22 protein-coding genes and 1 tRNA gene are annotated in these 26,484 nt (G+C 70.8%); 16 read left to right on the plus strand and 7 right to left on the minus strand.

What is annotated here, in order from left to right:
- Positions 1-4: 4 nt before the first annotated feature.
- The gene (locus tag ABZV40_RS08680; RefSeq protein ID WP_355437627.1) at positions 5-2,044 is read right to left on the minus strand and encodes a hypothetical protein; all 2,040 of its coding nucleotides are present in this window, start codon (positions 2,042-2,044) and stop codon (positions 5-7) included.
- Positions 2,045-2,286: 242 nt separating this feature from the next.
- Here ABZV40_RS08680 and ABZV40_RS08685 point away from each other — a divergent pair, with 242 nt between their 5' ends.
- The 6 genes from ABZV40_RS08685 to ABZV40_RS08710 all read left to right on the plus strand — a co-directional run bounded on the left by ABZV40_RS08685 (position 2,287) and on the right by ABZV40_RS08710 (position 7,949).
- Positions 2,287-3,051, plus strand: coding sequence for a hypothetical protein (locus ABZV40_RS08685; RefSeq protein ID WP_355437629.1), 765 nt, complete (start codon positions 2,287-2,289; stop codon positions 3,049-3,051).
- Between the two features lie 83 nt (positions 3,052-3,134).
- Positions 3,135-3,953 (plus strand): helix-turn-helix transcriptional regulator, encoded by an 819-nt coding sequence (locus ABZV40_RS08690; protein ID WP_355437631.1) that lies wholly within the window; start codon positions 3,135-3,137, stop codon positions 3,951-3,953.
- A gap of 13 nt (positions 3,954-3,966) precedes the next feature.
- Complete coding sequence (locus ABZV40_RS08695) at positions 3,967-4,122, plus strand: DUF397 domain-containing protein (RefSeq protein WP_355437633.1); 156 nt, start codon at positions 3,967-3,969, stop codon at positions 4,120-4,122.
- A gap of 86 nt (positions 4,123-4,208) precedes the next feature.
- The gene (locus ABZV40_RS08700; protein WP_355437635.1) at positions 4,209-5,432 is read left to right on the plus strand and encodes a hypothetical protein; all 1,224 of its coding nucleotides are present in this window, start codon (positions 4,209-4,211) and stop codon (positions 5,430-5,432) included.
- Positions 5,433-5,550: 118 nt separating this feature from the next.
- Positions 5,551-6,741, plus strand: a complete 1,191-nt coding sequence (locus ABZV40_RS08705; protein ID WP_355437637.1) for a MoxR family ATPase — start codon at positions 5,551-5,553, stop codon at positions 6,739-6,741.
- 2 nt (positions 6,742-6,743) lie between these two features.
- Entirely contained in the window at positions 6,744-7,949 is a 1,206-nt protein-coding gene (locus ABZV40_RS08710; RefSeq protein ID WP_355437939.1) for a VWA-like domain-containing protein, read from the plus strand.
- On the opposite strand, the gene ABZV40_RS08715 is transcribed toward ABZV40_RS08710, so the two are convergent.
- Entirely contained in the window at positions 7,943-8,137 is a 195-nt protein-coding gene (locus tag ABZV40_RS08715) for a PspC domain-containing protein (protein WP_355437639.1), read from the minus strand. The genes ABZV40_RS08710 and ABZV40_RS08715 overlap by 7 nt on opposite strands.
- Before the next feature lie 134 nt (positions 8,138-8,271).
- Here ABZV40_RS08715 and ABZV40_RS08720 point away from each other — a divergent pair, with 134 nt between their 5' ends.
- The gene (locus ABZV40_RS08720; protein WP_355437641.1) at positions 8,272-9,534 is read left to right on the plus strand and encodes a hypothetical protein; all 1,263 of its coding nucleotides are present in this window, start codon (positions 8,272-8,274) and stop codon (positions 9,532-9,534) included.
- Here the strand turns inward: ABZV40_RS08720 and ABZV40_RS08725 are convergent.
- Together ABZV40_RS08725 and ABZV40_RS08730 are read right to left on the minus strand one after the other, a co-directional pair.
- Positions 9,438-10,043, minus strand: coding sequence for a TetR/AcrR family transcriptional regulator (locus ABZV40_RS08725; protein WP_355437643.1), 606 nt, complete (start codon positions 10,041-10,043; stop codon positions 9,438-9,440). The two genes, ABZV40_RS08720 and ABZV40_RS08725, sit on opposite strands and share 97 nt — an antisense overlap.
- A gap of 27 nt (positions 10,044-10,070) precedes the next feature.
- On the minus strand, positions 10,071-11,450 hold the full coding sequence (locus ABZV40_RS08730; RefSeq protein ID WP_355437644.1) for an AMP-binding protein: 1,380 nt from the start codon (positions 11,448-11,450) through the stop codon (positions 10,071-10,073).
- A 36-nt stretch (positions 11,451-11,486) separates the two neighbouring features.
- On the opposite strand from ABZV40_RS08730, the gene lnt reads away from it, so the two are divergent.
- From lnt to ABZV40_RS08760, 6 genes are all read left to right on the plus strand, one after another.
- The gene (gene lnt / locus ABZV40_RS08735) at positions 11,487-13,034 is read left to right on the plus strand and encodes an apolipoprotein N-acyltransferase (protein WP_355437646.1); all 1,548 of its coding nucleotides are present in this window, start codon (positions 11,487-11,489) and stop codon (positions 13,032-13,034) included.
- The gene (locus ABZV40_RS08740; protein WP_355437648.1) at positions 13,018-13,785 is read left to right on the plus strand and encodes a polyprenol monophosphomannose synthase; all 768 of its coding nucleotides are present in this window, start codon (positions 13,018-13,020) and stop codon (positions 13,783-13,785) included. The genes lnt and ABZV40_RS08740 overlap by 17 nt, the downstream gene beginning before the upstream one ends.
- A gap of 61 nt (positions 13,786-13,846) precedes the next feature.
- Positions 13,847-14,812: an aldo/keto reductase gene (locus ABZV40_RS08745; protein ID WP_355437650.1), complete on the plus strand. Its 966-nt coding sequence runs from the start codon at positions 13,847-13,849 to the stop codon at positions 14,810-14,812.
- A 218-nt stretch (positions 14,813-15,030) separates the two neighbouring features.
- Positions 15,031-15,819 carry a MerR family transcriptional regulator gene (locus ABZV40_RS08750; protein ID WP_355437652.1) on the plus strand — a complete coding sequence of 263 codons (789 nt, stop codon included), beginning with the start codon at positions 15,031-15,033 and terminating at the stop codon, positions 15,817-15,819.
- A gap of 10 nt (positions 15,820-15,829) precedes the next feature.
- On the plus strand, positions 15,830-16,126 hold the full coding sequence (locus tag ABZV40_RS08755) for a hypothetical protein (RefSeq protein ID WP_355437654.1): 297 nt from the start codon (positions 15,830-15,832) through the stop codon (positions 16,124-16,126).
- Complete coding sequence (locus ABZV40_RS08760; RefSeq protein WP_355437656.1) at positions 16,123-16,599, plus strand: TspO/MBR family protein; 477 nt, start codon at positions 16,123-16,125, stop codon at positions 16,597-16,599. Before ABZV40_RS08755 ends, ABZV40_RS08760 begins: the two co-directional genes overlap by 4 nt.
- Here the strand turns inward: ABZV40_RS08760 and ABZV40_RS08765 are convergent.
- From ABZV40_RS08765 to ABZV40_RS08775, 3 genes are read right to left on the minus strand one after another with little or no spacing between them, the layout of a single operon-like run.
- A complete protein-coding gene (locus ABZV40_RS08765) occupies positions 16,592-17,020 on the minus strand; it encodes a DUF4383 domain-containing protein (RefSeq protein WP_355437658.1) in 429 nt (142 codons plus the stop codon). The genes ABZV40_RS08760 and ABZV40_RS08765 overlap by 8 nt on opposite strands.
- 9 nt (positions 17,021-17,029) lie before the next feature.
- The gene (locus ABZV40_RS08770; protein WP_355437660.1) at positions 17,030-17,314 is read right to left on the minus strand and encodes a hypothetical protein; all 285 of its coding nucleotides are present in this window, start codon (positions 17,312-17,314) and stop codon (positions 17,030-17,032) included.
- A 33-nt stretch (positions 17,315-17,347) separates the two neighbouring features.
- Positions 17,348-19,936, minus strand: coding sequence for an AAA family ATPase (locus tag ABZV40_RS08775; RefSeq protein WP_355437662.1), 2,589 nt, complete (start codon positions 19,934-19,936; stop codon positions 17,348-17,350).
- A gap of 123 nt (positions 19,937-20,059) precedes the next feature.
- Between ABZV40_RS08775 and ABZV40_RS08780 the strand changes: the two genes are divergently transcribed.
- The 3 genes from ABZV40_RS08780 to ABZV40_RS08790 all read left to right on the plus strand — a co-directional run bounded on the left by ABZV40_RS08780 (position 20,060) and on the right by ABZV40_RS08790 (position 26,448).
- Positions 20,060-20,140, plus strand: a tRNA-Tyr gene (locus ABZV40_RS08780).
- A gap of 80 nt (positions 20,141-20,220) precedes the next feature.
- Positions 20,221-20,712: a Gmad2 immunoglobulin-like domain-containing protein gene (locus ABZV40_RS08785; protein ID WP_355437664.1), complete on the plus strand. Its 492-nt coding sequence runs from the start codon at positions 20,221-20,223 to the stop codon at positions 20,710-20,712.
- Positions 20,713-20,979: 267 nt separating this feature from the next.
- Positions 20,980-26,448, plus strand: coding sequence for a carboxyl transferase domain-containing protein (locus tag ABZV40_RS08790; protein ID WP_355437666.1), 5,469 nt, complete (start codon positions 20,980-20,982; stop codon positions 26,446-26,448).
- Positions 26,449-26,484 lie beyond the last annotated feature (36 nt).

Consider the following 26,484-nt stretch of genomic DNA (forward strand, 5'->3'; position numbering starts at 1 on the left):
GCCTTCACCTCCTGCCGAGTCCGGAAAACGCGCTCGCGACGATCACCATGCCGATCACGCCCATTACCGCGGCCACCCCACCAACGGCGGGTTTCGACACCTGTTCGACGTTTGCGACCGGGCGTGGAGGCGCCGGTTCGTCAGCCCGCGGCGCCACCGGGGCAGCGTCAACGGTCAGCGACTCGATCCGGACGAGAGCGCTTTCGCCCACGGCCTCCGCGCTGGACACCGTCAACCGAGAATTCACCGGAGCCGTGACCTGGCACGTGTAGGTGACGCGCTCGCGGGCCTGCAGCACGGGAAACGCCCGGTGGCACGCCGCGGGTTCGCCGTCGACCTTCACGTCGTCGACGGGCAGGTCGGAGGGGTTGCCGACGGTGGTCGTGACCGTGACCTGCTCGCCGTCCGCCGCGCGGTCGGACGACCACACCGCGGCGATCGTCAGCCGCGGGTAGATCACCCTGACCTGCACGGAAGCGGACGCCTCCGCGTGGCCGCCGATCCGGTCGGCGGCGGTGACGGTCGAGGTCAGCGTGCCGGACTCGTCGCCGGCGGGGGCGGTGCAGTCGACAGTGGACGTGGCGCCGGGGTTCAACTGGCCTTGCATCGGAGTGCAGCCGTTAGTGGCCGTGCGCGCATTGAGGTTGAACAACGGCGTGTCGCCGGTGTTCGACACAGTTGTTGAGAATTTGACAACTTGTCCCGGGAGAGCGGTCATCGGTTCGGTTGTTGTGGTCGCACGCAATGACGGATGCAGCACGTCGACCTTTGCGGTCTTCTGCGCGGCGAGCTGATCTCCGGCGAGGCTCGCGCCGTTTGCGGAGACGGTCGTCTGGTAGTCGGCGTCGGCCGCTCGCGACGTGCAGGTGCGGGAGGCTTTCGCTTTGGCGGCGACGGTGCCGATTTTCTGCCCGCACACCGTCACGTCGGCCGCCGGGGCGTCACCGGTGTTGGTGACGGTCGCCGTCTGGGCGACGGTGTCCCCGGAGTGGGCGGCCGGGTGTTCGGGGTCGGTCGTCAGGGCGAGTTCGGGCAGCGGGAACGACCAGGCGATGTTCTGCACGAGGTAGGCGTCCTCGGCCCGCCGGAACGTCAGCTCCGCGCTCTTCGTGCCGGATGTCAGCGCATCCTCGGGGAGGGTGAACGTGCGCGCGTCGACGCTCATGTTGTTGGGAACGTGGGGTTGCAGCGCTCCCTGGGCGTTGGAGACGAAGGCGTTCCGGCCGCCGATCGACGTGTCGTTGACCAGCATCTGGTCGCCGTCGGTGGCCCAGTCGCCCTCGTAGGCGGTGATGCCGACGCGGACGACTCCGCCCGCGGGATGCGTGGGGGCGATCGGGGTGCGCAGCGTCGGCAGTTTCGTGGGAAGGCGTACATGGCCGCCGTGCACCGCGATGTGCCGCAACGGCGCGGAGGGCTCCTGCCACACGACCGTCAGCGACCAGCCGCCGAAGCAGTCGAACCCCTGCGGCGCCCAGACGTTGCCGACCGTCACGACCCCGCTCCTGATCAACCGGGTCACGTCGGCTTCTGCGCTGTAGAACGCGTTGTCGGTGCTGGAGAGTCCGTCCGGCGCGTCCTGGGCGAACCGGTCCGGGCTGATCTTGACGCCGTTGAGGGTGACCGGGTCCTGCGGCCTGCCGGGCGGGTTCGTCGCGTCGCGGCAGGTCGCACTGCCCGCCCAGCCGAGCTTGGCGTAGGCGATCGTGGCGTGGTCGGGGAGGGTGAGCTGCGCCGCCGAGGAGTCGAACGTCGACGGGTCGCCGTCGACGTCGGCCCACGACATGCGGTGGCCGTTGTTCTGCGCCGAAGGACCGTGGCCCCGGCGGTTCTGAGCGTCCACACAGGACTGCGGCGGGTACTTCGGGTTCGGTCCGGCCTGTTCCGGTGTCGGACAGGTCAGGACGGCGTTGCCGACGACCGTGACGTCCCCGCGCACCGCCTCGTCGAACTGGGTGTGCCACACCTCGGCCGCGGCGACCGGCGAGCCGGGCGTGAACAGCGGAACCAGCAGCACGACGGCGATGAGGATCGGTGCACGCATGCGACGCAGGTTGACACGCTTCCACCGCCTTGTCACCGCTCGGTGATCAAGCCGTCCTCACTCTCCGTTGAGGACTTTCGCGCCGCGGTTCTCCTGTTCGTGTCCAACGACTTCTTGTTAACGCTCCCATGTGGACCGCTGGTGGGCATGATCAACCGCGGTTGCTCTCGACGGGCGGCGAAACCGCCGGGAAGCGTGGACTTGATGGTCAAACCCGGCCTCCCTGTGCGGAGATGGACGCCATGTGGACCGCGCTTGTTGTTGTCATCGCGTCGGTGGTCGTCACCGCCGTGGCTTGCCTTCTGCTCGGACGCTCCCGTGCGCACGAACAGGCCGACGACCGCGACGCGGACTCACGCGGCTTCCTGGGCGCGGTGATCAGCGGTCTGTTCATCGTCGCGCTGGCGTTCTACGTGGTGATCGTCTGGGAGGAGAACGGCACCGCCGAGGACAACGCCGCCCGCGAGGCCGCCGCCGTCGCGGACGCCTGCTGGCAGACCGGCGTGCTGCCGCAACCGCAACGCGACCACGTCCGTCAGCTGCTGACGTCGTACCCGAAACTGGTGGCGGACGACGAGTGGCCGCGGCTGGCGGCGGGCGGGTCCGACCCCGGCACGGCGTCGGCGCTGACCTCGCTGCACGCGGAGATCCTGGCGCTGCCCTCGGCACCGGACTCGGTGAAGAGCGCGCGGGAACGGATCCTGGAGCGGCTGCGGGAGATCACCGACCTGCGGCGGCAGCGACTGGACCAGGCCGACGGGCTCGACAACACCGGCAGGCTGATGCTGTTCGGGACGATCGCCGGGGCCGTCGGGATGATCGTGTTCCCGTTGCTCATCGGGTTTTCCGGGCGAACGCGGCACGTGCTGCAGATGTGTGTGACGGCGGCGGTGTTGGCGTTCGTGTGTGTGGTGTGCGTCGGGATGCAACAGCCGTTCCGCGGGGCGTTGCGGGTCGAGCCGGACTCGTTCACGAAGGTCGCGGACGAGCTGGCCGGAATTCCGTAGAAGCCTTCTACGTCTGCTTCCTTCGGGTCATTTTGGGCCCGAAATGATGGAGGTCGGGGGAGCGGCGGGTCTACTTTCCTGGCATGCCAAAGAGAGTGTCCACTGTGCTGGGACGCGAGTTCGGCGAGTGCCTCCGCGCCATGATCGCCCGGACCGGTCTGAAGGAGGCTGAGCTGGCCCGACGGCTCGGCTGGGAGCACGCCAAGCTGTCGGATCTGGTCAACGGCAAGGGCGGCACCTCCCTGGAGGAGTTCACGTACCTGCTGGGCGTGTGTGGCGTGGGGCCGGACGAGTTCCAGTACCTGAAGGGGCTCTTCCTGGAGTCGCGGGAGAAAGGCTGGCTCCAGCTCTACGAATCGGTGCTGCCGCCACATGTTCGGACGCTCATCCAGCACGAGCGACTCGCCAAGGAGATCGTGATCTGGAGTTCGCTGTTCCTCCCCGGACTTCTGCAGATCGAGTCGTACGCGCGCGCCGCCGCTGAGGACTCGCCTTTCGTCAAGGACGAGGACATCGAGGAGTGGGTGGCGGCTCGCATAGAGCGGCGAGGCATCGTGGCGGGACACAAGAAGTTCGTCTTCTACGTGTACGAGCCGGTGCTCTATTCGCCGGTAGGTGGTGCCGATGTGCTGGCAGAGCAGCTGCACGAGCTGTTGCGAATGCTGGTCCGGCCCTACATCAGCCTTCGGATCCTGCCCGCCGGTCGTGCGCTCACTGGTGACTTCACCCTGTTGAAGTTCGACAAGTACGAGCCGGTCGTCTACCAGGGCAGCCTGAACTCGGCACTGTTTCTCGAGGACAAGGCATCGATCGGGCTCTACCAGGATGTGTTGAAGGCCATGGACCGGGCGGCGCTCGGTAAGGAAGAATCGAGGGAGTTGATCACCAGCATCGTGTCCTGAGGAGGCGACTCGGATGGCCGAGTGGCGGAAGAGCAGCTACAGCCCGACCGACCAGGACTGCGTCGAGGTCGGGCGCGGTATCGGCATCCGGGACTCCAAGGCGCCCGTCGCCCACGTGCCGGTGAGCCCGAAGGCGTGGGAGGCTTTCCTTCGCCTCGTGAACGCCTGAAAGGCACTTGCGCTCGGTGCTACGGTTGCGGCGATGATCACCTCCTGGAGCAGATCGGGGGTCTCGTTCGCCAAAGGTGAGTGCTGATGCACCACCGGATCGCGAACGACCACTCCCGCCTCACTTTCTGGTCGCACGTGCGCGCGTTCGCCGTGCCGACGTCGATGATCGAGTCCGCGACCGCCCGCCGTGCGGTGGGCGACTGGTCCGGGGCCTGCGCTGCCGCGCGGGTCGACGTGGATCTGAACCTGCGTGCCGTGGGACGCACCCACGGCAGCGAGTGCGTGGCAATGGTCCGCGCCGATCTCCGTCAGCTCGCTCCCGACCTGCTGCGCTGGCACTTCCCGCGAATCAGCCCTGACGGCCTGCTGCGCCCCGGCCTCACCGTGTCCCTGGCCCGGTACGGCTCTCTGCACCTCGTGGCGCGCACACCGCCCGCGTGGGCGGACGCCGGTCAGCGGATCAGCCTCGCGCTGTGGGATCCGGCCAGCCCTCTGTCGGGCGCGCGAGGGCATCCCCATCCGCATCCCAGCCGGCGTTTCCGCCTCGACCTGCACCGCCACCTCTGGGACGCGCGCAGGACCGCTGAGCTGCGCGAACGGTCCGGCAGTCCGGACGACGACCCCGCCATCCGCTGGCTGGCCGAGGCGGTGCTGCTGCGCGCCGACGCACCCGTCGTCGTGCGGCTCGGCGCCCGGCGCCGGCTGATCCTCAATCCGGACGCGCCCGGTGCCCCGGTCGAGCTGCCGGACGCGTCGACCTGGCTGCCGCCGGACGTCGAGCTGCTGCACGCCGGGTTGATCGACGCCGACCGCCTGCACCCGCTGGTCGCGTCGGCGCTCGCGGCCGGAACGTCGCGAAGTCCCGGCACCGCAACGGATTCGCGTCTCGTCGACTGCCGTGGCGCCACGCACCGGATCGGCATCGTGAACGGCGTGCTCGTCCCGCTGGACCACGACCCCGCCGAGATCCGGCGCGAGGAGCTGCTGGCCGCGCTGGGCGGTACGCCGCTGCCGTGCCTGCAGAAGATCGACCTGGCACACCGGCAGCCGGAGAACCTCGTGGACGTGCGCGCCCGGCTCGACCACGGCGACACCGCCGGTGCCCTAGCCGTCGTCGAAGAGCTGCTCGGACCGGACGCTCTCCTGCGTGAGGGAGCGTTGCGCGACGAGCTGCAGACGGCGGCGGAACGCAAGGTGGCGCACGGCTTGTACCGCACGGGACTGGCCGGCACCTGCCCTCCTCCGTCCACAAAGGACTTTCGCCGTCCGAGCCGACGCACTCGCCAGCGCCAACCCCTCTTCTACTGACGTCTGAGCGCTCACGACGTCAGGTGGATGAAGGGCGCCTTCATCCACCTGACGTCGATGAAGGCGCCCTTCATCCACCTCGCAAGCGCTCCGACCCGACCCCAAGGTGAACGCATACATGACTTCCGCGCGCCCACTGGCCACCGCCGCCGACCTCCTCGCCCTGCTCGGCGACACCACCACCGAGCCACGCACCGACACCCAGCTCGAAGCCCTGACCCTGGCCGTGTCCGCCGACCTGCCCGTGCTGCTGTGGGGCGAGCCGGGCATCGGCAAGACCGCGGCCCTCACCCAGCTCGCCGACGCGCTCGAACTGCCGCTGACCACGGTGATCGCCAGCGTGCACGAACCCTCCGACTTCGCCGGTCTGCCCGTGGTCGGCGACGATCCCGCGACGCAGGGCGTGGCGATGGCCCCGCCCGACTGGGCCGTGCGCCTGGTCGAAGCCGGCCACGGGCTGCTGTTCCTGGACGAGCTGTCCACCGCGCCGCCCGCCGTGCAGGCCGCGCTGCTGCGCGTGGTGCTGGAACGCCGGATCGGTGCCCTGAAGCTCCCGCCCGGTGTCCGGATCGTGGCCGCCGCCAACCCTCGGTCGTCCGCCGCCGACGGCTGGGAGCTGAGCCCGCCGCTGGCCAACCGGTTCGTGCATCTGCAGTGGAAGCACGACCACGACGTGGTGGTGCGGGGCCTCGGCGGCACGTGGCCGAAGGCGGAGCTGCCGCGGTTGGATCCGGAACGACTGCCGGACTCCGTCGCGTTCGCCCGGCGGGCGGTGTGCGGGCTGCTGGCCGCGCGGCCGGGACTCGTGCACCAGCTGCCGAAGAACGAGGTGCGCCGGGGTGGCGCCTGGCCGTCGCCGCGCAGCTGGGACGTGGCGCTGCGGCTGATCGCGTTCGCGACCGCGGCGGGCACCGAACGGGAGGTGCTGTCGGTGCTGGTGCGGGGCGCGGTGGGGGACGGTCCCGGCCTGGAGCTGCTGGCGAGCCTCGACCGGATGGACCTGCCGGACCCGGAGGTGCTGCTGGCGAACCCGGCGGACGCTGTGCTGCCCGAGCGCGGCGACCTGCGTCAGGTGGTGCTCGACGGGGTCGTGGAGGCGGTGCGGAAGCGGCCGGAGGAGGCGCGCTGGAACGCGGCGTGGTCACTGCTGGTGCTGGCACTGCAGACCGGGGCACCTGACCTCGTGGTCGTTCCCGCGGCCACGCTCGCCGCGCTGCGCCGGGACGACTGGCAGGTGCCCGAGCAGATCGAGCAGCTGGCCGGGGCGATCTCGGTGGGGCAGCGGGCCGGTCGCGTGGTGGCCGCGTGATCATGGACACCGAGAAGCTGTTCGCCGCGCGGCTGCACGCGGTCCGGTGCCGTCCCTACCTGGCGACGGCGTTGTTCGCGCTGCACGTGGTGGAGTCGCGGCAGGTCCCGACGATGGCCGTGGACCGGCACTGGCGCTGCTACGTCTCGCCGGGGTTCGTGGACCGCACGCCGGTGGAGGAGCTCGCCGGGGTGTGGGTGCACGAGGTCTCCCACCTGCTGCGCGACCACCACGGGCGCGGCGACCGGTTCGCCGTCGCGCACGAGCTGAGCGGGCCGGGTGAGCGGCTGCGGATGAACATCGCCGCCGACTGCGAGATCAACGACGACGTGTTCGGTGACGGGCTGGCCTGCCCGGAGGGTGCCGTCCTGCCGGATCTGCTCAGGTTGCGGCCGGGTGAGCTGATGGAGGACTACCTGCGCCAGTTCCGGCTCGGCCCGCACACCAACGCGTTCACCTGGCTGGACTGCGGCAGCGGCGCCGACGGGCTGGAACGGGACTGGGACCTCGGACCGGACGGCGCGCACGGGCTCAGCGACTCCGAACGCGACGCCGTCCGGTTCCGGGTGGCGCAGGGGATCACGGCCTTTCCCGGCAGCGTCCCCAAGGGCTGGAAGCGGTGGGCGGAAGAAGCGTTCCACCCGCCGCAACCGTGGCGGGACCTGCTGGGCGCCGCGGTCCGGTCCGCCGTCTCCGCTCCCGGCGCGGGGGAGGACTACACCTACCGCCGGCCCTCACGCCGGTCCGCCGCCCTGCCCGGAGTCGTGCTGCCGAGCCTGCGGCGGCGGCCGCCCCGCGTCGTCGTCATCGTCGACACCTCCGGGTCGGTGAGCGACGCCGAACTGGGCAGTGCGCTGCTGGAGATCGCCGCGATCGTCCGCGCGGTCGGCGGACGGCGCGACCTGGTCTCGGTGCTGTCGTGCGACGCCGCCGCCCACGTGACCCATCCGTTGTGCCGTGCGGAAGGGATCCCGCTGGTGGGCGGTGGCGGCACGGATCTCCGCGCCGGTTTCGCCAAGGCGCTGCGCACGAGACCGGACGTCGTGGTCGCCCTGACCGACGGGCAAACCCCTTGGCCTGACACGAGACCGTCGTGCCGGACGGTCGTGGGGCTGTTCCCGCGAGAAAGCCAGGCGAACGAGGACGATCCCGACTACGTTCCGGACTCACCGCCCGACTGGGCGCGGGTGGTGGTGATCGGTCAGTAGCCGCGGTCGGGGATCATCACCCAGAGCACGAGGTAGACGACGAACTGCGGTCCCGGCAGCAGGCAGGACAGCAGGAACAGCAGGCGCACGGTGCCCGCCTTCATGCCCCAGCGCTGGGCGAGTCCCGCGCACACACCCGCGATCATCCGGTTGGTCCTGGGCCTGCTCAATGCGACTGTCGTGGTCATATACCCACAATGCGCCTGTTGGTCCACGTGTTGCATCGGGGACGAACCCTGATTTCACCCGGACGTGTTACAGCAGGTAACCCCGAGGCTCTGACCTGCGACGTCACGGTTGTCCCGAACCTTGGGGAGCCGAGATGAACGTCAATCTCCTTGTCGACGTGGTCTTCATGGCGGTGTACGTCCCACTGCTCTGGCGTGCTTGGCAGTGGCTCAGGACCAAGGAACGAACAGCGCAGCCGTCGCCGTTGCGCAGCCTCACGCTCGCGGACAGCCCGGTGCCGCGGGCGGTGCCGATCGCCGTGCTGGCGCTGTCGCAGCTCGCGGGCAGCCCGGTGGGCTGCGGGGCGCTCGGGCTGCTGGCGCTGATCGCCGCCGAGTCGGCCTGGCGCAACCGCGACCGGTGGGTGCGCGAGCACCTGTGGGCGTTGGGGCGCCTCAGGATTCCGGCCACCGTCGTCGCGATCGTGACGGCCGTGCTGCTGTTCGGGGACACGAGGTCGTTGCGGCAGCCCGGGGTCGGGCTCGCGATGTGGACGGCGGCCGTGGCGCTGGGCGCGAGCGTCTGGTTCGTCATGCGGCGGCTGGTGCTCACGTCGTGGCCGCAGAAGACCTGGCGCAGCGCGCGGCCGGAGCTGGGGTCGTTGATCCGGCTCGGGTTGTGCGTGCTGGTCGGGGCCGTCGGCTGGGTCTACGGGCCGCGGCAGCTGACCGGGTACGCGGTGGTGCTCGGCGTGGTCGTGGCGCTCGGGCTGGTGTGGGTGGTGTGGGAGCAGGGTGACGCGGAGGCCGCGCGGTCCAAGATCGGGGAGGCCGAGCGGGCCAGGGCCAGGGTCGCGATGCGGCCCGACGCGCGGCAGCGGCCGGCGGTGCTGCGGGTGGCGCGCGGGCTCGCGGTCACGCCGCTCGTCGCGCTCGGAGTCGCCTACGTGCCGATGGCCTACGAACCCGACGGCCAGGGCGTGCTGACCGCGATGCGGGTGCTGGTGCTCACGACCATCGCGATCCTGTTCGGCGACTGGCTGATGGCGCGATCGGCCAAAGGGCCGTGGCACTCGCCGCACCACTGGTGGTTCACGGCGGCGCTCGTGCTCGTCGCGAGCGGGTCGCTCGTCGTGGTGGCCGCGATCGGCCGGACGTTGCCGCTCGCGGTGGTGTTCCTGATGTTCGCCGGGTTGCTGCTGAGCGAGGCGCAGCGGTTCGCGGAGACCGTGCCGGTGCCGAAAGGCTTGCTGTTCCTGGGTTTCACGCGCACGCCGGTGGCGTTGCTGATCGTGCTGTGCCTGCTGACGAGCGGGCTCGGCTACCCGACCGGCGCCGTGGAGAGCTGGTCGACGAACCTCAGGCAGGTGGTGCGCATGGCGTCCACGGTCATGGCCTTCGAGCCCGCCAAGACCTGAAGCGCCAGGCCGTCGAGCATGCTGACCATCATGTTCGCCAGCTCGACCGGGTCACCGGAGTTGTGGATGTCGCCGGAAGCCTGGCCGTCGCGGAAGATGCTCGCCACGATGTCGCGCCACTCGCCGTAGAAGCGCTCGTTGAGCTCCTGCAGCTCGGGGTTGCGGATGGCCTCGACCCACAGCTCGGCCCAGACCTTCCACGCCTCGACCGTTTCCGCACCCTCCGGCAGGTACGACTCGACGACCATGCGCAGGCGCGACAACGGCGGTTCGTCGGACTCGAGGATCCAGCGGCGGCGGCTGACCGACTGCTCGAAGCAGTGCTCGAACGCGGCGTCGGTCAGCTCGCGCTTGGTCTCGAAGTAGTAGTGCACCGTGCCGCCGGAGACGCCCGCGTCCTTGGCGACGTCGGACACCCGGAGATGACGGAAGCCGGTGGCCGCGATCACCTTGCAGGTGGACGCGAGGATCTGCGCCTTGCGTTCGGCTTCCACGCTTGGACGGGGCATCCGTCACCTCCTGGTTTGCCCTGAACCTTACCGAAACTGGGAACGAAGCTTGCGCTTGTCGACCTTTCCCACCTTCGTCAGAGGCAGCTGATCGACGATCGTCACGCCCCTGGGCTGGTAAAGCTCGCCCAGTTCGGCGACAACCGAAGCACGAATCCTGTCGACATCGACATCCGAGCCGTCGGTGACCAGGAACAGGTGGACCACCTCGCCGAGTGCGTCATCCGGCTGCGCGACCGCCGCCGCCTGGCGGACACCGGGAAGCGTGACCACGAAGTCGTCAAGCAGCCGTGAGTAGACGTTGTCCGACGTCCGGCCCGTGACGATGACGTCCTTGCTGCGGTCGTTGAGGTAGAGGTAGCCCTCGTCGTCGAAGTAGCCCATGTCGCCGGTGTTGAACCAGCCGTCGCTGGTCTCGCTCAACGGCGGCTCACCCCAGTAGCCCTCCATGACGAACGGACCGCGCACCCACACGTCGCCGTCGCGGATCTCGACCTCGGTGAGGGGGTTGCGCTTGCCGACCGTGCGCAGGGTGTCCGGACGGTCGAGGTCGACCTCGGAGGCGGGCATCATCGTGATGGCGTGGGCCTCGGTCATGCCGTAGCCCTGGTTGACGACCGGGCCCCACTTCTCGATCGCCTGCCGCAGGCGCTTCGGGGCGAGCGGCGACCCGCCGACCATCACGTGGAACTGCGGGCCGGGGCAGTCCGGGTGGTCGAGCACCTCGTACATCATCGGCGGCACGAAGATCGTCATGTTGATCTGCTCGTCGCGGGCCAGGCGCACGAACGTGTCCGCGTCGAACGTCGACGGGCCCAGCACGAGCTTCGACCCGGTGAGCAACGCGGTCATCGTCGCGCCGGCACCGCTGCCGTGGGTGATGAGGGTGTTGGAGAGCAGGTTCATCGGGGGCAGGCTCGCGCGCGTCTCCCACAGCCCCGTCTTGCGGGACGGGTGCACCGCGAGCTTCGGCAGGCCGGTCGTGCCGCCCGTGTAGAAGACCGTCGCGAACTCCGGCGCGGGGTCGCGTTCGACCGGGTTGCCGGGGAGGTCCTGGAGGTGCCAGCCGTCGACCTGCGTGCCGAACGACGGGTCGACCACCACCGCGGCGACGTCCGCGCGCTCGATCAGGGCCTTCAGCTCGGCGGTACCGGGCTCCGGCGGCACGTACACCAGCCGCCCTCCGAGCAGGTGGACGGCGAGGTTGAGCAGGACGGCCTCGGGGGTGTTGCCGACGTACACCGCCACACCGTCGCCGGGCCTCACCCCGCGCCGGACAAGCCCGTCGGCGAGTCGAAACAGCAGGTCGCGGGCCTGGGAACGGGTGAGGCGGGTGTCGCCGCCGACCAGCGCCTCGCGATCGCCATCCGTGGAAAGCTTTTCGAGGACAAGATCCACGTAGGTCATACGTCCTGTGTACTCCTGGCCTCGTAGGCTGATCGGGTGGTAGCACCCCCCATCGCGCCGGAATCGCCGGAATTGCCCGCTCGCCGACGACGGTTGAGCAGCCCGGTGCTGTTGCGCGCCGCACTCGCCGTCGGCGGCGGCGCGTTGATCTACCTGAGCTTCCCGCCGCGTCCGCTGTGGTTCCTGGCGCCGGTCGGGTTCGCGTTGCTGGCGTGGACGCTCCACGGCCGCAAGGCGCGGGCCGGGTTCGGCTACGGGCTGTTGTTCGGGCTCGGGTTCATGGTGCCGTTGCTGCGGTGGACCGGTGAGTTCGTCGGGCTGATCGCGTGGCTGCCGCTGGCGCTGGCGTGCGCGCTGATGATCTCCATCGGCACGACGGCGATGGCGGCGGTCTCGCGGGTGCCGGGGTGGCCGCTGTGGGCGGCGTGCCTGTGGGTGGCGGACGAGGCGCTGCGCGGCGTGTTCCCGTTCGGTGGCTTCACCTGGGGCAAGATCGCGTTCGGGCAGCCGGAGGGCTGGTACCTGCCGCTCGCGTCGCTCGGTGGCGCGCCGCTGGTGTCGTTCGCGGTGGTGCTGACCGGGTTCGGGCTGTTCTGGTCGGTCAGGAACTGGAAGCTGGGCCTGCCGCTGGTCGTGGTGCCGCTGCTGGTCGGGTTCGTGGTGCCGGTCGGGGCCGACGCCTCCGCCGGGACCGTCACGGTCGCCGCCATCCAGGGCAACGTGCCGCGCGCCGGGCTCGACTTCAACGCCCAGCGCCGCGCGGTGCTCGACAACCACGCCAAGCGGACGATCGAACTCGCGGCGGACGTCGCCGCGGGCAAGGTGACGCAGCCGGACGTCGTGATCTGGCCGGAGAACTCGTCCGACATCGACCCGTTCCGCAACGCCGACGCCGCCGCGGTGATCGACACGGCCGCGAAGGCGATCAAGGCACCGATCGCGGTGGGCGCCGTGGTGATCGACCGGCGCGACGGGCTGCCGCGCAACCAGATGGTGCTGTGGGACCCCGAGAAGGGGCCCACCGACACCTACACCAAGCGCAAGCTCCAGCCGTTCGGCGAGACGATGCCGATGCGGTCGTTCTTCCGGCTGTTCACGTCCACCGTGGACCGCGCGGGCGTCTTCCAGCCCGGTTCGGACCCGGACGGTTTCGTCATGGGGCCCGCGAAGGTCGCGCTGGACACGTGTTACGAAGTGGCGTTCGACTCAGTCGTCCGCGACTCCGTGAAGGCCGGCGCGACGATCATCGCGATCCCGACGAACAACGCCACGTTCGGCTACACGGAGATGACCTACCAGCAGCTTTCCATGTCGCGCGTGCGTGCCGTGGAGCACGGCCGGGCCGTGGTCGTGGCGGCCACGTCGGGGGTGAGCGCGATCGTGCAGCCCGACGGTTCCGTCACTCAGAAGACTGGGCTTTTCGAACCGGGAGCCCTGGTCGCGACACTGCCGCTGCGGTCACAGACTACGCTGGCGACCTGGCTGGGTGCCTGGCCCGAGTGGGTGCTGACCGCTGCGGGCCTGGCCGCGTTGGCGCTCGGCCTCATCCGACGACGGAAGGACTCGAATGGCGCAGCAGCCTGACCACGATCTCGGGCAGGTGCTGGTGGTGATCCCGACCTACAACGAGCGGGACAACATCGGAAAGATCGTCAAGAGACTGCACACGGCACTGCCCGACGTGCACGTGCTGGTGGTCGACGACGGCAGCCCCGATGGCACCGGCCAGCTGGCCGACGAGATGGCCGCCGCCGACGAGCGCGTCCACGTGATGCACCGCACCGAGAAGGCCGGCCTGGGCGCCGCGTACGTCGCGGGCTTCCAGTGGGCGCTCGCACGCGACTACGGCGTCGTGTGCGAAATGGACGCCGACGGCTCGCACGCGCCGGAGCAGCTGCACCGGTTGCTCGACGCGCTGCCGTCCGCGGACCTCGTGCTCGGCTCGCGCTGGGTGCCCGGCGGCGAGGTCGTGAACTGGCCGACGCAGCGCAAGCTGCTGTCGCTGGGCGGCTCGCTCTACTCGCGACTGGCGCTGGGCGCGAACATCCGCGACATGACGGGCGGCTACCGGGCGTTCCGCGCGGACACCCTGCGCAAGCTGAACCTCGCCTCGGTCGCCTCCGCCGGCTACTGCTTCCAGATCGACCTGCTGTGGCGGACGCTGGAGCTCGGGTTCCGCGTGCGCGAGGTGCCGATCACGTTCCAGGAGCGCGAGTTCGGCGAGTCGAAGATGAGCGGCAACATCGTCCGCGAGGCGCTGATCCGCGTGACGAAGTGGGGCCTGCGCCGGCGCGGCACGCAGCTCAAGGAGTTGTTCTCCGGCAAGAAGAAGTAGTTCGTCCACCTCGGACCGTCCGATCCGGACGGTCCGAGGCTTTTTCCTGGGGGAAGAAGACGTGGAAACCCGGATGCTGTCCGATGGCGGCTCCGGGCTCGGCGTGAGCGCGCTGTGCCTGGGCACCATGTACTTCGGCACGACGGTCGACGAGGAACGCGCGTTCGCCGTCCTCGACCGGTTCCTCGACGCCGGTGGCACGTTCATCGACACGGCGAACACGTACTCGTTCTGGGTGCCCGGCGGAACCGGGGTCGAGAGCGAGGAACTGCTGGGCCGCTGGCTGGCGTCCCGCAAGGCCCGCGACCGGGTCGTGCTCGCCACCAAGGTCGGCGCGCTGCCCGACCCGCCGGGTGCCGCCTGGCCCGAACACGCGGAGGGCCTCTCCCACGAGGTCGTGCGCGCGCAGGCCGAGGCCAGCCTGCGCCGCCTCGGCACCGACCACGTCGACGTGTACTACGCCCACATCGAGGACCGCCGCACACCGTTGCCCGACACGGTCGCCACCTTCGCCTCGCTGGTCACCGACGGCCTGGTCCGCGTGACGGGGTGCAGCAACCACGCGGCGTGGCGGGTCGCGCAGGCCAGGGAGATCGCTCACGCGCAGGGGCTGCCGGGGTTCACCTGCGTCCAGCAGCGCCACACCTACCTGCGGCCGCGCCCCGGTGCCGAGTTCGGTGCCAACCCGCACATCAGCGACGAGATGCTCGACTACGCGCGCTCGGAACCGGACCTGACGGTGCTCGGCTACTCGGTGCTGCTCTCCGGCGCGTACACGCGGTCCGACCGGCCGTTGCCCGAGCAGTACGACCACGAGGACAGCAGGCGGCGGCTGGCAGTCCTGAACGACGTGGCCGACGAGCTGGGCGCGACGCCGAACCAGGTCGTGCTGGCGTGGCTGCTGGGCGGTGACCCGCCGGTCCTGCCGGTACTGGGCGTCAGCTCGGTCACCCAGCTCGACGAGTGCCTGGCCGCCCTCGACCTACCCCTGGACGCAGACCAGCGCCGCCGCCTGAACACCGCCTGACCCCCGCCTTCTTTGCCGCACGCGGGGCCCTTTCGTGCGCAAGGAGTGAACGAAAGCTCCCCGCGTGCGTTCGGGGTTGGGCGGGTTGGGGCAGTGATCGGTGGCGGTGAGCTGAGGTACGTGGGGTCCTTGCGTGCGCTAGGAGTGAACGAAAGCTCCCCGCGTACTCAGCGGCGGCGCGCATTACGATTCAGGATCGTTGCAGCGGAGGTGAGCGGGTGGAGTGGAGTGCCGGAGCGGTCGCGCGGATGCTCGGCATCTCGCCGACGACCCTGCGCACGTGGGACCGCCGTTACGGCCTGGGGCCCAGCACGCGGCACGAGGGCAAGCACCGCCGCTACAACGAGGACGACGTCGCGCGGCTCAAGCGCATGGTCGAGCTGACCGAGTCCGGTGTCGCGCCCGCGTCGGCGGCGGCGTCTCTGACCCCGGCCGGTGACCCCGACTTCTGGGCGGCCGCCGACCAGCTCGACGCGGCACGGATGCGCAGGGTGGCCGTGAGCCTGATCGCCCGCCACGGTGTCGTGCACACGTGGGACGCGGTGCTGATGCCGTTCCTCGTCGAGCTGGGCGAGCGGGTCTCGTCGGCCTCCTGCGGGGTCGAGGTCGAGCACGTCGCGAGCGGCAGCATCTCCGACGCGATGCGGGTGTCCGGGGTGGCGCTGGGGGAGCCCGCGGTGCTGCTGGCGTGTGCGCCGGACGAGCAGCACAGCCTGCCGTTGGACGTGCTGGCGGCCGCGCTCGCCGAGCGGGGGCACGCGTCACGCAACCTCGGTGCCCGCGTGCCCGCCGCGGCGCTGGTCAGCGCGGCGAGCCGGCTGAAGCCGCGCGTGGTGTTCGTGTGGGCCCACGATCGGGTGTATGCGGAGCAGGTGCCGCTGGACCGGCTCGAGGGCACTCCGGTGCTGGTCGCGGGGCCGGGCTGGGACGCGGTGCCGCTCCCGGGCGAGGTCCAGCGGGTGGACGCGCTCACCACCGCCGTTGAAACGATTTTGAATCGAATCTAGACTGCTCGGTGTGAGCCTCGCCGACCGGATGATCCGCCTGCTGTGGGCGGTCGGTGGCGACGACGTGGCCGAGCGCGTTCTGCGTGCGCACTGGCGGGTGCTGCCCTCCGACGACCCCGCCGGACGTGCCCTGCGGGGCCGGCTGGTGGAGGCGTTGCGGCGGGAGCTGCCCGGCCGGTTCGACGCGATCCGCGAGGCCGTGCTGGCCGACGAACTGTCCCTGCTCGACGACGCCGAACGGGCGGCCCCCAGCCGTGCCACGGTGCTCGCCATCGTCCGCGCCCTGCCTGCCGGGAGTACCTCATGACCGCGTTGCCGTTGCGCCACCACCCCGTGCGCGTGCTGTTCGTCTTCCTCGCCGCGGTGGTCGTGACCGCCGCGGTCGGGTCGCTGTTCTCGCTCTCCGCGGGCGCGGAGTACCTGGCGCTGCGGCGGCCGGACTGGGCGCCGCCCGCCTGGCTCTTCGGTCCGGTGTGGACGGTGCTGTACGGGCTGATCGCGGTGTCCGGCTGGCTGGCGTGGCGGCGCGGGGCGACCCGGCCGGAGCTGGCGTTGTTCGGCGTGCAGCTGGTGCTGAACGCGCTGTGGACGCCGTTGTTCTTCGGCCTCGGCTGGTACGAGGCCGCGTTCGCGGAGATCGTGCTGCTGTGGCTGACGATCGTCGCGTTGATCGCCGTGTTCTCGTGGCGCAGCAGGGTCTCCGCGATGCTGTTGGTGCCTTACCTGGCGTGGGTGAGCTTCGCGGGCGCGCTGAACATCTCGATCGCGACGCTCAATTGACGGGGGAGTCGCTGCGCGCGCGTTCGGCCGCGGTCACGGCGATGCCCAGCAGGATCATCGCGGCGCCGAGGCCCAGGTGCAGCCAGTTGTCGGAGGTGTTGACCGGCAGGAAGTTCGCGCGGGTGTGCTCGCCGATCGCCGAGCCGTACACCCACAGGAGCACGTAGAGGCCGCCGCCCGCCATCAGGAACAGCCGTGCCGTGCCGGGCAGCCTCACGGCGAGCAGGCCGAGGATCCCGAACAGCAGGTGCACGAGGTTGTGCAGCACGGACACCGCGAAGAGGCCGAGGAGCAGGGCACCGGAGTGGCCGGCGAAGCGCAGCTCGTCGTAGTGCGTGGTGATCCCGGGGACGAACCCGAGCACCCCGACGAGCAGGAACGCCGCGCCGACCACCGCCGAAGCTCGTTGTACTGGTCGCATGCGAGCCGGTTACCCGGCGTTGGCCGGGATGAACTCCCGCAGCACCTCCATGCCGCGGTGGAAGCCGCCCGCCCCCGAGGGCTCCGGGCCGAGGACGCGTGCCAGCACCGGGCCGAGGGTCTCGTGGAAGAACCGCTCGGCGTGCTCCTCCGAGTCCCACACGGCGATGATCTGGAACTTGCCGTCGGTCTGGCAGGCGTAGCGGGCGCGCAGGCCGTCCGGGGTGACCGAGCCCATGACCTTGTCGAGCTTGTCGAGCGAGTGCACGGGCGGGGTAGCGATGGTGAGCCACATGGTATTCCTCCTGGGGTCGTGTGGCTCAGAAAACTAGGGAGTTCGCGCTGGTGGGCCATCCGCCGGAGTACTCGGGTGGGTACTCATCCACGCCGCGATCTGGCTGCGCGTGCTGAAGCCGAGCTTGGTGAGGATGTGCTGGACGTGGTTCTGCGCGGTCCGCTCCGAGATCACCAGGCGCTGCGCGATCTGCCGGTTGGTCAGGCCCTCGGTGACGAGGCTCGCGACCTCGTGCTCGCGACTGCTCAGGTCGACCGTCGTGAAGCCGGTCATGCCCAACGCACGGATCGCGCGGTCGGCGGCGCGCTGCACGGCATCGGCATCCTCGCCCAAACCACGCAACGCGGACGCCAGGTGCCAGCGGGCCTCGGCCGCGAACGCCGCCGCGCCCGCGCGTGCCGCCTCGTCGACCGCGGTGGTGAGGTCGGCGACGGCCAGGTCGAGCTTCCCGAGCGCCAGGTGGCCGCGGCCCAGCGCGAGCGAGACCGGACCCATGTACGCGACGCCGTTGCCGGCCGCGTGCTCACCGCGGAACACCTCCAGCCTGGGCAGGATCTCCGCGAGGTCGTCGAGCAGCCCCAGACCGGACGTGACGAGCACGGCGTCGACCAGGCCCGGCACCACGAAGAACGCCGGCAGGTCCCACTCGCCGATGGGGCCGCAACGGCGGTACCACTCCAGTGCCTCGTCGCGGAAACCCGCGCGCAGCAACAGGAACGCCCGCGTCAGCTTCGACATCAACCGGAACCGCGGTGGCGGGTCGTGGAAGTGCCGCGCGAGCGCCAGGCCGTCCTCGGTGGGGCCGAGGTGGCACGCGAGCCCGCACTGCAACGCGAAGTACGCACCGGACGCCGGTTCGCGCTCGATCACCCGCATGCGGTCGTAGGCGCTGCGGCCGACCTCGCGCGCCTCGGCGAACCGGCCCTGCGCCTGGGCCAGGCACGCCGTCACGACCTCCAGGTGCCACCGCGGCACCTCGCCGCCGACGCGTTCGCACGCCAGCCGCAACGCGGGCAGTTCCTCTTGCGCGGCCGCGAGTTCGCCGCTCTCGATCAACGCGTGGATCCGCCACAGCGACCCCCACATGGCACCGCGCGGGCTGCGCGTGCGGTGCGCCAGGCCGATCATCTCGGTGGCGAGCCCGAGCCGTTCCGCGCGACCGGCCGGACCGGGGCAGGCCTCCTGCCGGGCGTGCAGGGCCTCGGCGAGCGCGCGGTCGTCGCCGCTGCGCCGGGCCAGGTCGAGCGCCTCGCCGCTGAGCTCGTCGAGGCGGTGCTGCTCGCCGCGGTAGAACGCGAGGTGGCTGCGCTGGGCGAGCAGCCGGGCACGGGTGGCGGGGCTGACGGGCAGGCGGAGTGCGTTGTCGCACAACGGGGTCGCCACCGCGTTCACCCCGGCACCGGGGGCGGCTTCGAGCACCAGCGCGGCCTCCGCGACCTGCTCCGGGGTCCGCGCCAGCTCGGCGGCGCGCTGGGCGGCCCGCACGCACCCGGCGAGGTCCCCCGCGAAGTAGGCGGCCCGGCCCAGCGCGACCTGCACCTCGCAACTGTCCTCAATGGACGATGCAGTTCGGTAGAGCCGTGCGCCCTCCTCGTAGGCCAGCCGCCGCACCGCGTCCTGGGCCGCGCGGATCGTCCAGTCCCGCGCCTTTCCCGGTTCGCCACAAGCGGTCCAGTGCCGGGCGACTTCGGCGTAGTGCCGGCTCCCGGTCATCGCCTCGGCGATCCGGCGGTGGATCGCGCGGCGCTCGGCGGTGCCGATCGAGGCCTCCACGGCGTCACGGGTCAGCGCGTGCACGAACCGGTGGCCCGTCGCGTCGATCAACGTCGTGGCCTCGTCCAGCGCGCTGATCGGCACGCCGGACGCCGCCGCGGCGAGGTCGGCGTCGAAGTCGCGGCCGATCAGCGCCGCCGTCGTGATCAGCGCGCGGGCGTCGGCACCGAGCCGGCCCAGCCGTGCCGTGACGATGTCGCGGACGCTGCGCGGCGGCTGGTCCGGGCGCCACGTGCCGTCCTGCACCGCGCGGGCGATCTCCGTGACGAACAACGGGTTCCCGCCGGTCAGGTCCGTGATCGTGGCGGCGTGCTCCGGTCCGGTCAGCTCCGCCACCTCGTCCGCGGACAGCCCGTGCAGGTCGATGCGGACCGCCGAGCGCATGAGGTCCGCGACCGCCGGGCACGGGTCGCGGAACGTCGCGAAGATCAGCACGTTCCGCAGCTGGGTGGCGAGGTGTGCGAGCACGAGCAACGACGCCTCGTCGGCCCAGTGCACGTCCTCGACCACGATCACCAGCCCGTCGCGGTCCAGCGCGGACGCGACCGCGTCGAACACCCGGAACCTGTCCTGCGGCACCTCGGCGTCGTGGGCCAGCACCGCGTCCGGGTCGGCGCCCGCGGCCCTGAGCACCTGCCGCCACGGCCAGAACGCCGGTGCCCCCGACGTCTCGACGCAGTGCCCCCACACGACCTCGCGGCTCAGCGCGAGCGCGTGCCCGGCCAGCTCCTGGGCGAGCCTCGTCTTGCCGATGCCGGGCTCGCCGCCGCACAGCACCAGCCTGCCCGCGTCCGCCGCCAGCCACGACCGCAGCATCGCGAGCTCGCGGCCCCGCCCCACCACCTTCACGTCCGAGATATCGCCCGCGCCCCGGGCCGCGTTTCGAATAATCGGTTGAGCCCAGGCCTCGAGAACCCCCAAGGTTGTCGCATCACCGCAGATCAGCGGCCTGAAAAACGGAATTCGCACAATGGTGGAGATGGGGCTGCGGAGCCCCGCCCGTCTGTAAAACGGGAGCCACGCGCAAAGGCGGTTCGACTCCGTCCTCCACCACTCGGGCGTTGCGCCACCGGGGTGACCCGGGGCAACGGCCCCGTCCCGCCCCACGACTACACGGGTGGAAGGGGGACGCCATGTCCATCGATGTTCAGCAACCCCGCGCGCTCGGTCTCGTCGGCAGCCACATCCTGATCGGCGGCACCGCGGGCGGGGCGTTCGAGGCGCAGTTCAGCTACCGGATCCACGAAGGGCACGACGAGGTCACCGGCGGGTTCACGGCCGGCGACGGCGGGGGTGGCCACGGCCAGTTCCAGGTGAGCGTGGACACCTCCGGCGCGTCGTTCGCGCTCGACCGGCTCTACGTGGAGGTCTTCTGGGCGTCACCGAAGGACGGTGCCGAGCTCGACAAGGTCATCGTGCCGGTGGTGTACGGGCCGCGGATCGTGCCCGGCTACCGCGTCTACCTGGAGTACGTGGTCCAGCCGGGTGACACGCTGTGGTCCATCGCCGCGCACTTCTACGGCAACGGCAACCTCTACACCCGGCTGGTCCGGGCGAACCCGCACGTCATCACTGACCCCAACGTGATCCAGCCCGGCACCGTGCTCCGCGTTCCACAGGCATGACGTGTCCGCGGTGGTGATCACGGCGCTACCGCTCGTGGTCGCCTCCGCGACCGGCTGGTCGCAGGTCGGGCGAACCTGGCCGTGAGTTGGGCCACGGGCTCAAGTGATCCTGTGCCGAGGACCTGGTTGCTTGTTGGTTTCATACAAACCACGCTGCTCAACTCGCTTCGATCTAGCGGTTTTCCTACCGGGTAGTAGACGAGAGTGTGTACATCGATTGGGCGGCGACTGCCGCTGAGGTTTGTGCGTCCGCGAGGAGTCAAGTCGTTGTTCAGTCGTGTAGCGATCGTCAACCGCGGGGAAGCCGCAATGCGGCTGATCCACGCCGTCCGTGAGCTCGCCGCCGAGTCAGGGGAACGGATCGAGACCGTCGCCCTGTACACCGATGTCGACAAGTCCGCGCCTTTCGTCCGGGAAGCCGACCTCGCCTACAACCTCGGCCTGGCGGCTGACCGCCCGTACCTCAACCTGAAGGTGCTGGAGCAGGCGCTCGTCGAGACGAAGGCCGACGCCGCGTGGGTCGGCTGGGGCTTCGTCGCCGAGATCCCCGAGTTCGCCGAGCTGTGCGAGCAGGTCGGCGTCACGTTCGTCGGCCCGTCCGCCGAGGCCATGCGCAAGCTCGGTGACAAGATCGGCTCGAAGCTGATCGCCGAGGAGGTCGGCGTTCCCGTCGCGCCGTGGTCGCGCGGTGCCGTCGAGAACCTGGAGCACGCGCTGAAGGTGGCCGAGGAGGTCACCTACCCGTTGATGCTCAAGGCGACAGCAGGCGGTGGCGGCCGCGGTATCCGCAAGATCACCTCGCCGGAGGAGCTGGAGGAGGCGTTCGAGCGCACCAGCCTGGAGGCCGAGCGCGCGTTCGGTTCCGGCGTGATGTTCCTGGAGCGCCTGGTCACCGGCGCCCGCCACGTCGAGGTGCAGGTCATCGCCGACGGGCAGGGCACGGCGTGGGCGCTGGGCGTGCGCGACTGCTCGGTGCAGCGGCGCAACCAGAAGATCATCGAGGAGTCCGCCTCCTGCGTGCTCGAACCGCAGCAGGTCGAGGACCTCAAGGCGTCCGCGGAACGGCTCGCCAACGCGGTCGGCTACCGCGGCGCGTGCACCGTCGAGTTCCTCTACCACCCCGGTGAGCGGCTCTTCGCGTTCCTGGAGGTCAACACCCGCCTGCAGGTCGAGCACCCGATCACCGAGATCACCACGGGCTTCGACCTGGTCAAGGCCCAGCTGCACGTCGCGGGCGGCGGCAGGCTCGAAGGCCCCAAGCCGGTCGAGCAGGGCCACGCCGTCGAGGCCCGCCTGAACGCCGAGGACCCGGACCGCGACTTCGCGCCGTGCCCCGGCACGATCGTTCGGCTGGAGCTGCCCGCCGGCCCCGGCATCCGCGTCGACACCGGTGTGGCCGAGGGCTCGCAGATCCCGTCCGACTTCGACTCGATGATCGCGAAGATCATCGCGTACGGCCGCGACCGCGACGAGGCGCTCGGCAAGCTGCGCCGCGCCATGGCCGAGACGACCGTGATCATCGAGGGTGGCACGACCAACAAGAGCTTCGTGCTCGACCTGCTCGACGAGCCCGCCGTGATCGACGGCTCCGCCGACACGTCGTGGATCGACCGGGTCCGCGCCGAGGGCGGCCTGATCTCGCACCGCCACTCCGCGATCGCGCTCGCGGCCGCCGGTATCGAGGTCTACGAGGACGAGGAGCACCTCAACCTCACCCAGCTGCTGGCGTCGGCCCGCGGCGGCCAGCCCCGCACGAACCACGAGGGCGCGCGCAAGCTGGAGTTCGTGCTGCGCGGCCAGTCCTACGTCGTGAACGTGGCCCGCGTCGGTGCCGCCAAGTACCGCGTGGGGGTGTCCGCAGCCGACTCGGACAACGTCCTGACCGGTGACGTCGACGTCGAGCGGTTCGACCACCACGTCGGCACGATCACCGTCAACGGCACGCGGTTCCGCGTCGTCACCGGCACGTCCGGCCCGGTCCACCAGGTCGAGGTCGACGGCGTCACCCACCGCGTGACCCGGGACGAGGGCGGCGTGCTGCGCTCGCCGATGCCCGCCCTGGTCGTCGCGACCCCGCTGGAGGTCGGCGCCGAGGTCGAGGCCGGCGCACCGGTGCTGGTGCTCGAAGCCATGAAGATGGAGACGGTGCTGCGCGCGCCGTTCCGCGCGCGGCTGAAGGAGCTCAACGTCGTCGTCGGCACCCAGGTGCCCGCCGGTGGGGCGCTGCTGCGGCTGGAGGAGATCGAGGACGCCTCCGGAGCCGTCGAGGTGCAGAAGTCCGAGCCCCCGGTCGAGCTGGAGCTGCCCGCGCCGCGCACCGACGTCTCACCGGAGGAGCTCGTCGCCCGCGGTCTCGACGACCTGCGCAACCTGTTGCTGGGCTTCGACACCACCGCCGCCGACACCGAGCGCGTGCTGTCGAACTACATGGGCGCGCGGCACGACCTGCTGGAGCGGCCGCTCGTCGCCGAGGCCCAGCTGCTCGGGATCTTCGCCGACCTGTGCGACCTCTCCCGCAACCGTCCCGCCGGTGAGGAGACCAAGCCGGAGAACCACATCCACTCTCCGCGCGAGCACTTCCACACCTACCTGAAGACGCTCGACGCCGACCGCGCCGGACTGCCGGAGGGCTTCCGCGCCCGCCTGCGCAACGTGATCGGCCACTACGGCATCACCGAGCTCGACCGCACGCCGGAGCTGGAGCAGGCCGTCTTCCGCATCTTCGTGGCGCTGCGCCGCGGTGTGTTCGACGCGGCCGTCGCGACGACGCTGCTGCGCCAGTGGGTGCAGGAGGCGCCGCCGGTCGAGGCCGAGCGGGTGCAGGTCGGCCTGGTGCTGGAGCACATCGTCGCCGCGACGCAGGTCCGCTACCCGGCGGTCGCGGATCTCGCCCGCAGCGTCGTCTTCACGTGGTTCGCGCAGCCGTTGGTGCGCCGCAACCGCGCCCGCGTGCACAGCGAGGTCCGCAGGCACCTGATCCACCTCGACGCGCAGCCCCAGGCGGCCGACCGCGAGGAGCGGATCGCGGCGATGGTGGCGTCGGCGGAACCGCTGGTGCGGCTGCTCGGGCAGCGCATCGGCAAGCCCGGCGCGGACAACACGCCGTTGCTGGAGGTGCTGGCCCGCCGCTACTACACCAAGAAGGCGCTGGCGAACCCGCGCGTCTCGGGTGCGTTCTTCATCGCGGAGAACGAGCCGGAGCAGACCCGTCTCGTGTCGACGGCGGTGGAGTTCCCGTCGCTGTCGGACGCCGTCGGCGAGGTCGTCAAGCACGGCAACGGCAGCGCGGTCGTCGCGGACCTCTACGTCAACTGGGCCGACGGTCCGTCCGACCAGGACGAGATGGCCGCCGGTCTGGGTGCCGTCCTGGCCGCGCACCAGCTGCCGCCGACGATCACCCGCATCACCACCACGGTCGCGGGCCGTCGTGGCGAGTCGATGCACCACCACTTCACCTTCCGCCCGTCGTCCAACGGGTTCGCCGAGGAGAGGCTGGTGCGCGGGCTGCACCCGCGCATCGCCGAACGCATGCAGCTGGAGCGGCTGCGCGAGTTCGACCTCACCCGCCTGCCGTCGCTGGACGAGGACGTCTACCTGTTCCGCGCGGTCGCCAAGGCGAACAAGTCCGACGAGCGTCTGGTGGCGCTGGGCCAGGTCCGCGACCTGACGCCGTTGCGCGACGACGACGGCCGGATCGTCGCCCTGCCCGCCGCCGAGGACGTGCTCGCGACCTGCCTGGACGGCATCCGCCGGGCTCGTGCGCAGGCCGGTGGCCGGACTCGCCTCGCGACCAACCGGGTCGTGCTGTACGCGTGGCCGCCGACCGACCTGTCCTCGAAGGACCTCGACGCGGTCGCCACCCGCGTGCTGCCGACCACCACCGGGCTGGACCTGGAGGAGGTACTGTTCCTGGCGCGGCGCAAGGACGCCACCACCGGTGAGCTCACCGACATCGGGGTGCGGATCGCCAACGACGCGGGCGCCGGTGTCTCGTTCTCGTTCGTGCAGCCGCCGACCGAGCCGATCCAGCCGCTCGACGACTACCGCCAGAACGTCCTGCGCGCCCAGTCGCGCGGCACGATCTACCCGTACGAGCTGGTCGACATGCTCGTCGGCGACGGCGGGTCCTTCGTGGAGCACGACCTGGTCGACGGCGCTCTGGTGCCGGTCGACCGCCCGCGCGGTGGCAACAAGGCGGGCATCGTCGTCGGTGTCGTCACCACGCCGACCCCGGCCCACCCGGAGGGCATGAAGCGCGTCGTCCTGCTGGGCGACCCGACGAAGTCGCTGGGCGCGCTGGCCGAACCGGAGTGCTCGCGGGTCATCCACGCGCTGGACCTGGCCGAGGAGCTGTCCGTTCCGCTGGAGTGGTTCTCGCTGTCGTCCGGCGCGAAGATCTCGATGAGCTCCGGTGTCGAGAACATGGACTGGGTCGCGGCCGCGCTGAAGCGGATCGTCGAGTTCACCCAGGCCGGTGGCGAGATCAACGTGGTGGTCAACGGCATCAACGTCGGCGCCCAGCCGTACTGGAACGCCGAGGCCACGATGCTCATGCACACCAAGGGCATCCTGGTCATGACCCCGGACAGCGCGATGGTGCTGACCGGCAAGCAGGCGCTCGACTTCTCCGGCGGTGTCTCGGCCGAGGACAACTACGGCATCGGCGGCTACGACCGCGTCATGGGCCCGAACGGCCAGGCGCAGTACTGGGCGCCGAACCTGCGGTCCGCCTTCGAGGTCCTGCTGGCGCACTACGAGCACAGCTACATCGCGCCGGGCGAGTCGGGCCCGCGCCGGGTGTCCACTTCGGACCCGTCCGACCGTGACGTCTCCGGTTACCCGCACCACGCCGGCGACAGCCCGTTCAAGACGGTCGGCGAGATCTTCTCGATCGAGGCGAACCCGGACCGCAAGAAGCCGTTCGACATCCGCACGGTCATGCGCGCGCTGTCCGACCAGGACCACGAGGTGCTGGAGCGCTGGGCGGGCATGGCCGAGGCCGACACCGCGGTCGTCCAGGACGTCCACCTCGGCGGCATTCCCGTGACGCTGCTGGGCATCGAGTCGCGCGGCGTGGCCCGCACCGGCTTCCCGCCCACCGACGGCCCGGACACCTACACCGCCGGCACGCTGTTCCCGAAGTCGTCGAAGAAGGCGGCCCGCGCGATCAACGCGGCCTCGGGCAACCGGCCGCTCGTGGTGCTCGCGAACCTGTCCGGCTTCGACGGCTCCCCGGAGTCGATGCGCGAGCTCCAGCTGGAGTACGGCGCGGAGATCGGCCGCGCGATCGTGAACTTCCGCGGCCCGATCGTCTTCACCGTGATCTCGCGCTACCACGGCGGCGCGTTCGTGGTCTTCTCGAAGGCCCTGAACCCGTCCATGACCGTGCTCGCGGTCGAGGGCTCCTTCGCCTCGGTCATCGGCGGCGCGCCCGCCGCGGCCGTGGTGTTCGCCCGCGAGGTCGACGGCCGCACGGCCAACGACCCGCGCGTGAAGAAGCTGGAGGCCTCGGTGGCCGAGGCCTCGGGCGCCGAACGCGCCGCGCTGACCGCCGAGCTGGTGGCCACCCGTCAGTCGGTGCGGACGGAGAAGCTGAACGAGATGGCCGCCGAGTTCGACCGGGTGCACAGCGTGCAGCGCGCGGTCGAGGTCGGCTCGGTCGACGCGATCATCTCGGCCGCGCAGCTGCGGCCGGCGATCATCAAGGCGATCGAGGACGGCCTGGCCCGGTCGTAGTCGCTGGATTGTCGGAGCCCCGGTCTTGGTGACCGG

It is taken from the genome of Lentzea sp. NPDC004782, assembly GCF_040609115.1.
GTDB lineage: Bacteria > Actinomycetota > Actinomycetes > Mycobacteriales > Pseudonocardiaceae > Lentzea.

Bases quoted from the DNA above. Each gene is read 5' to 3' on its own strand.
- ABZV40_RS08685 (WP_355437629.1), top strand. From the start codon at position 2,287: ATGTGGACCGCGCTTGTTGTTGTCATCGCGTCGGTGGTCGTCACCGCC.
- ABZV40_RS08690 (WP_355437631.1), top strand. From the start codon at position 3,135: ATGCCAAAGAGAGTGTCCACTGTGCTGGGACGCGAGTTCGGCGAGTGC.
- ABZV40_RS08720 (WP_355437641.1), top strand. From the start codon at position 8,272: ATGAACGTCAATCTCCTTGTCGACGTGGTCTTCATGGCGGTGTACGTC.
- ABZV40_RS08710 (WP_355437939.1), top strand. From the start codon at position 6,744: ATGGACACCGAGAAGCTGTTCGCCGCGCGGCTGCACGCGGTCCGGTGC.
- ABZV40_RS08760 (WP_355437656.1), top strand. From the start codon at position 16,123: ATGACCGCGTTGCCGTTGCGCCACCACCCCGTGCGCGTGCTGTTCGTC.
- ABZV40_RS08705 (WP_355437637.1), top strand. From the start codon at position 5,551: ATGACTTCCGCGCGCCCACTGGCCACCGCCGCCGACCTCCTCGCCCTG.
- ABZV40_RS08740 (WP_355437648.1), top strand. From the start codon at position 13,018: ATGGCGCAGCAGCCTGACCACGATCTCGGGCAGGTGCTGGTGGTGATC.
- ABZV40_RS08785 (WP_355437664.1), top strand. From the start codon at position 20,221: ATGTCCATCGATGTTCAGCAACCCCGCGCGCTCGGTCTCGTCGGCAGC.
- ABZV40_RS08680 (WP_355437627.1), bottom strand. From the start codon at position 2,044: ATGCGTGCACCGATCCTCATCGCCGTCGTGCTGCTGGTTCCGCTGTTC.
- ABZV40_RS08695 (WP_355437633.1), top strand. From the start codon at position 3,967: ATGGCCGAGTGGCGGAAGAGCAGCTACAGCCCGACCGACCAGGACTGC.
- ABZV40_RS08770 (WP_355437660.1), bottom strand. From the start codon at position 17,314: ATGTGGCTCACCATCGCTACCCCGCCCGTGCACTCGCTCGACAAGCTC.
- ABZV40_RS08765 (WP_355437658.1), bottom strand. From the start codon at position 17,020: ATGCGACCAGTACAACGAGCTTCGGCGGTGGTCGGCGCGGCGTTCCTG.
- ABZV40_RS08700 (WP_355437635.1), top strand. From the start codon at position 4,209: ATGCACCACCGGATCGCGAACGACCACTCCCGCCTCACTTTCTGGTCG.
- ABZV40_RS08730 (WP_355437644.1), bottom strand. From the start codon at position 11,450: ATGACCTACGTGGATCTTGTCCTCGAAAAGCTTTCCACGGATGGCGAT.
- ABZV40_RS08715 (WP_355437639.1), bottom strand. From the start codon at position 8,137: ATGACCACGACAGTCGCATTGAGCAGGCCCAGGACCAACCGGATGATC.
- ABZV40_RS08725 (WP_355437643.1), bottom strand. From the start codon at position 10,043: ATGCCCCGTCCAAGCGTGGAAGCCGAACGCAAGGCGCAGATCCTCGCG.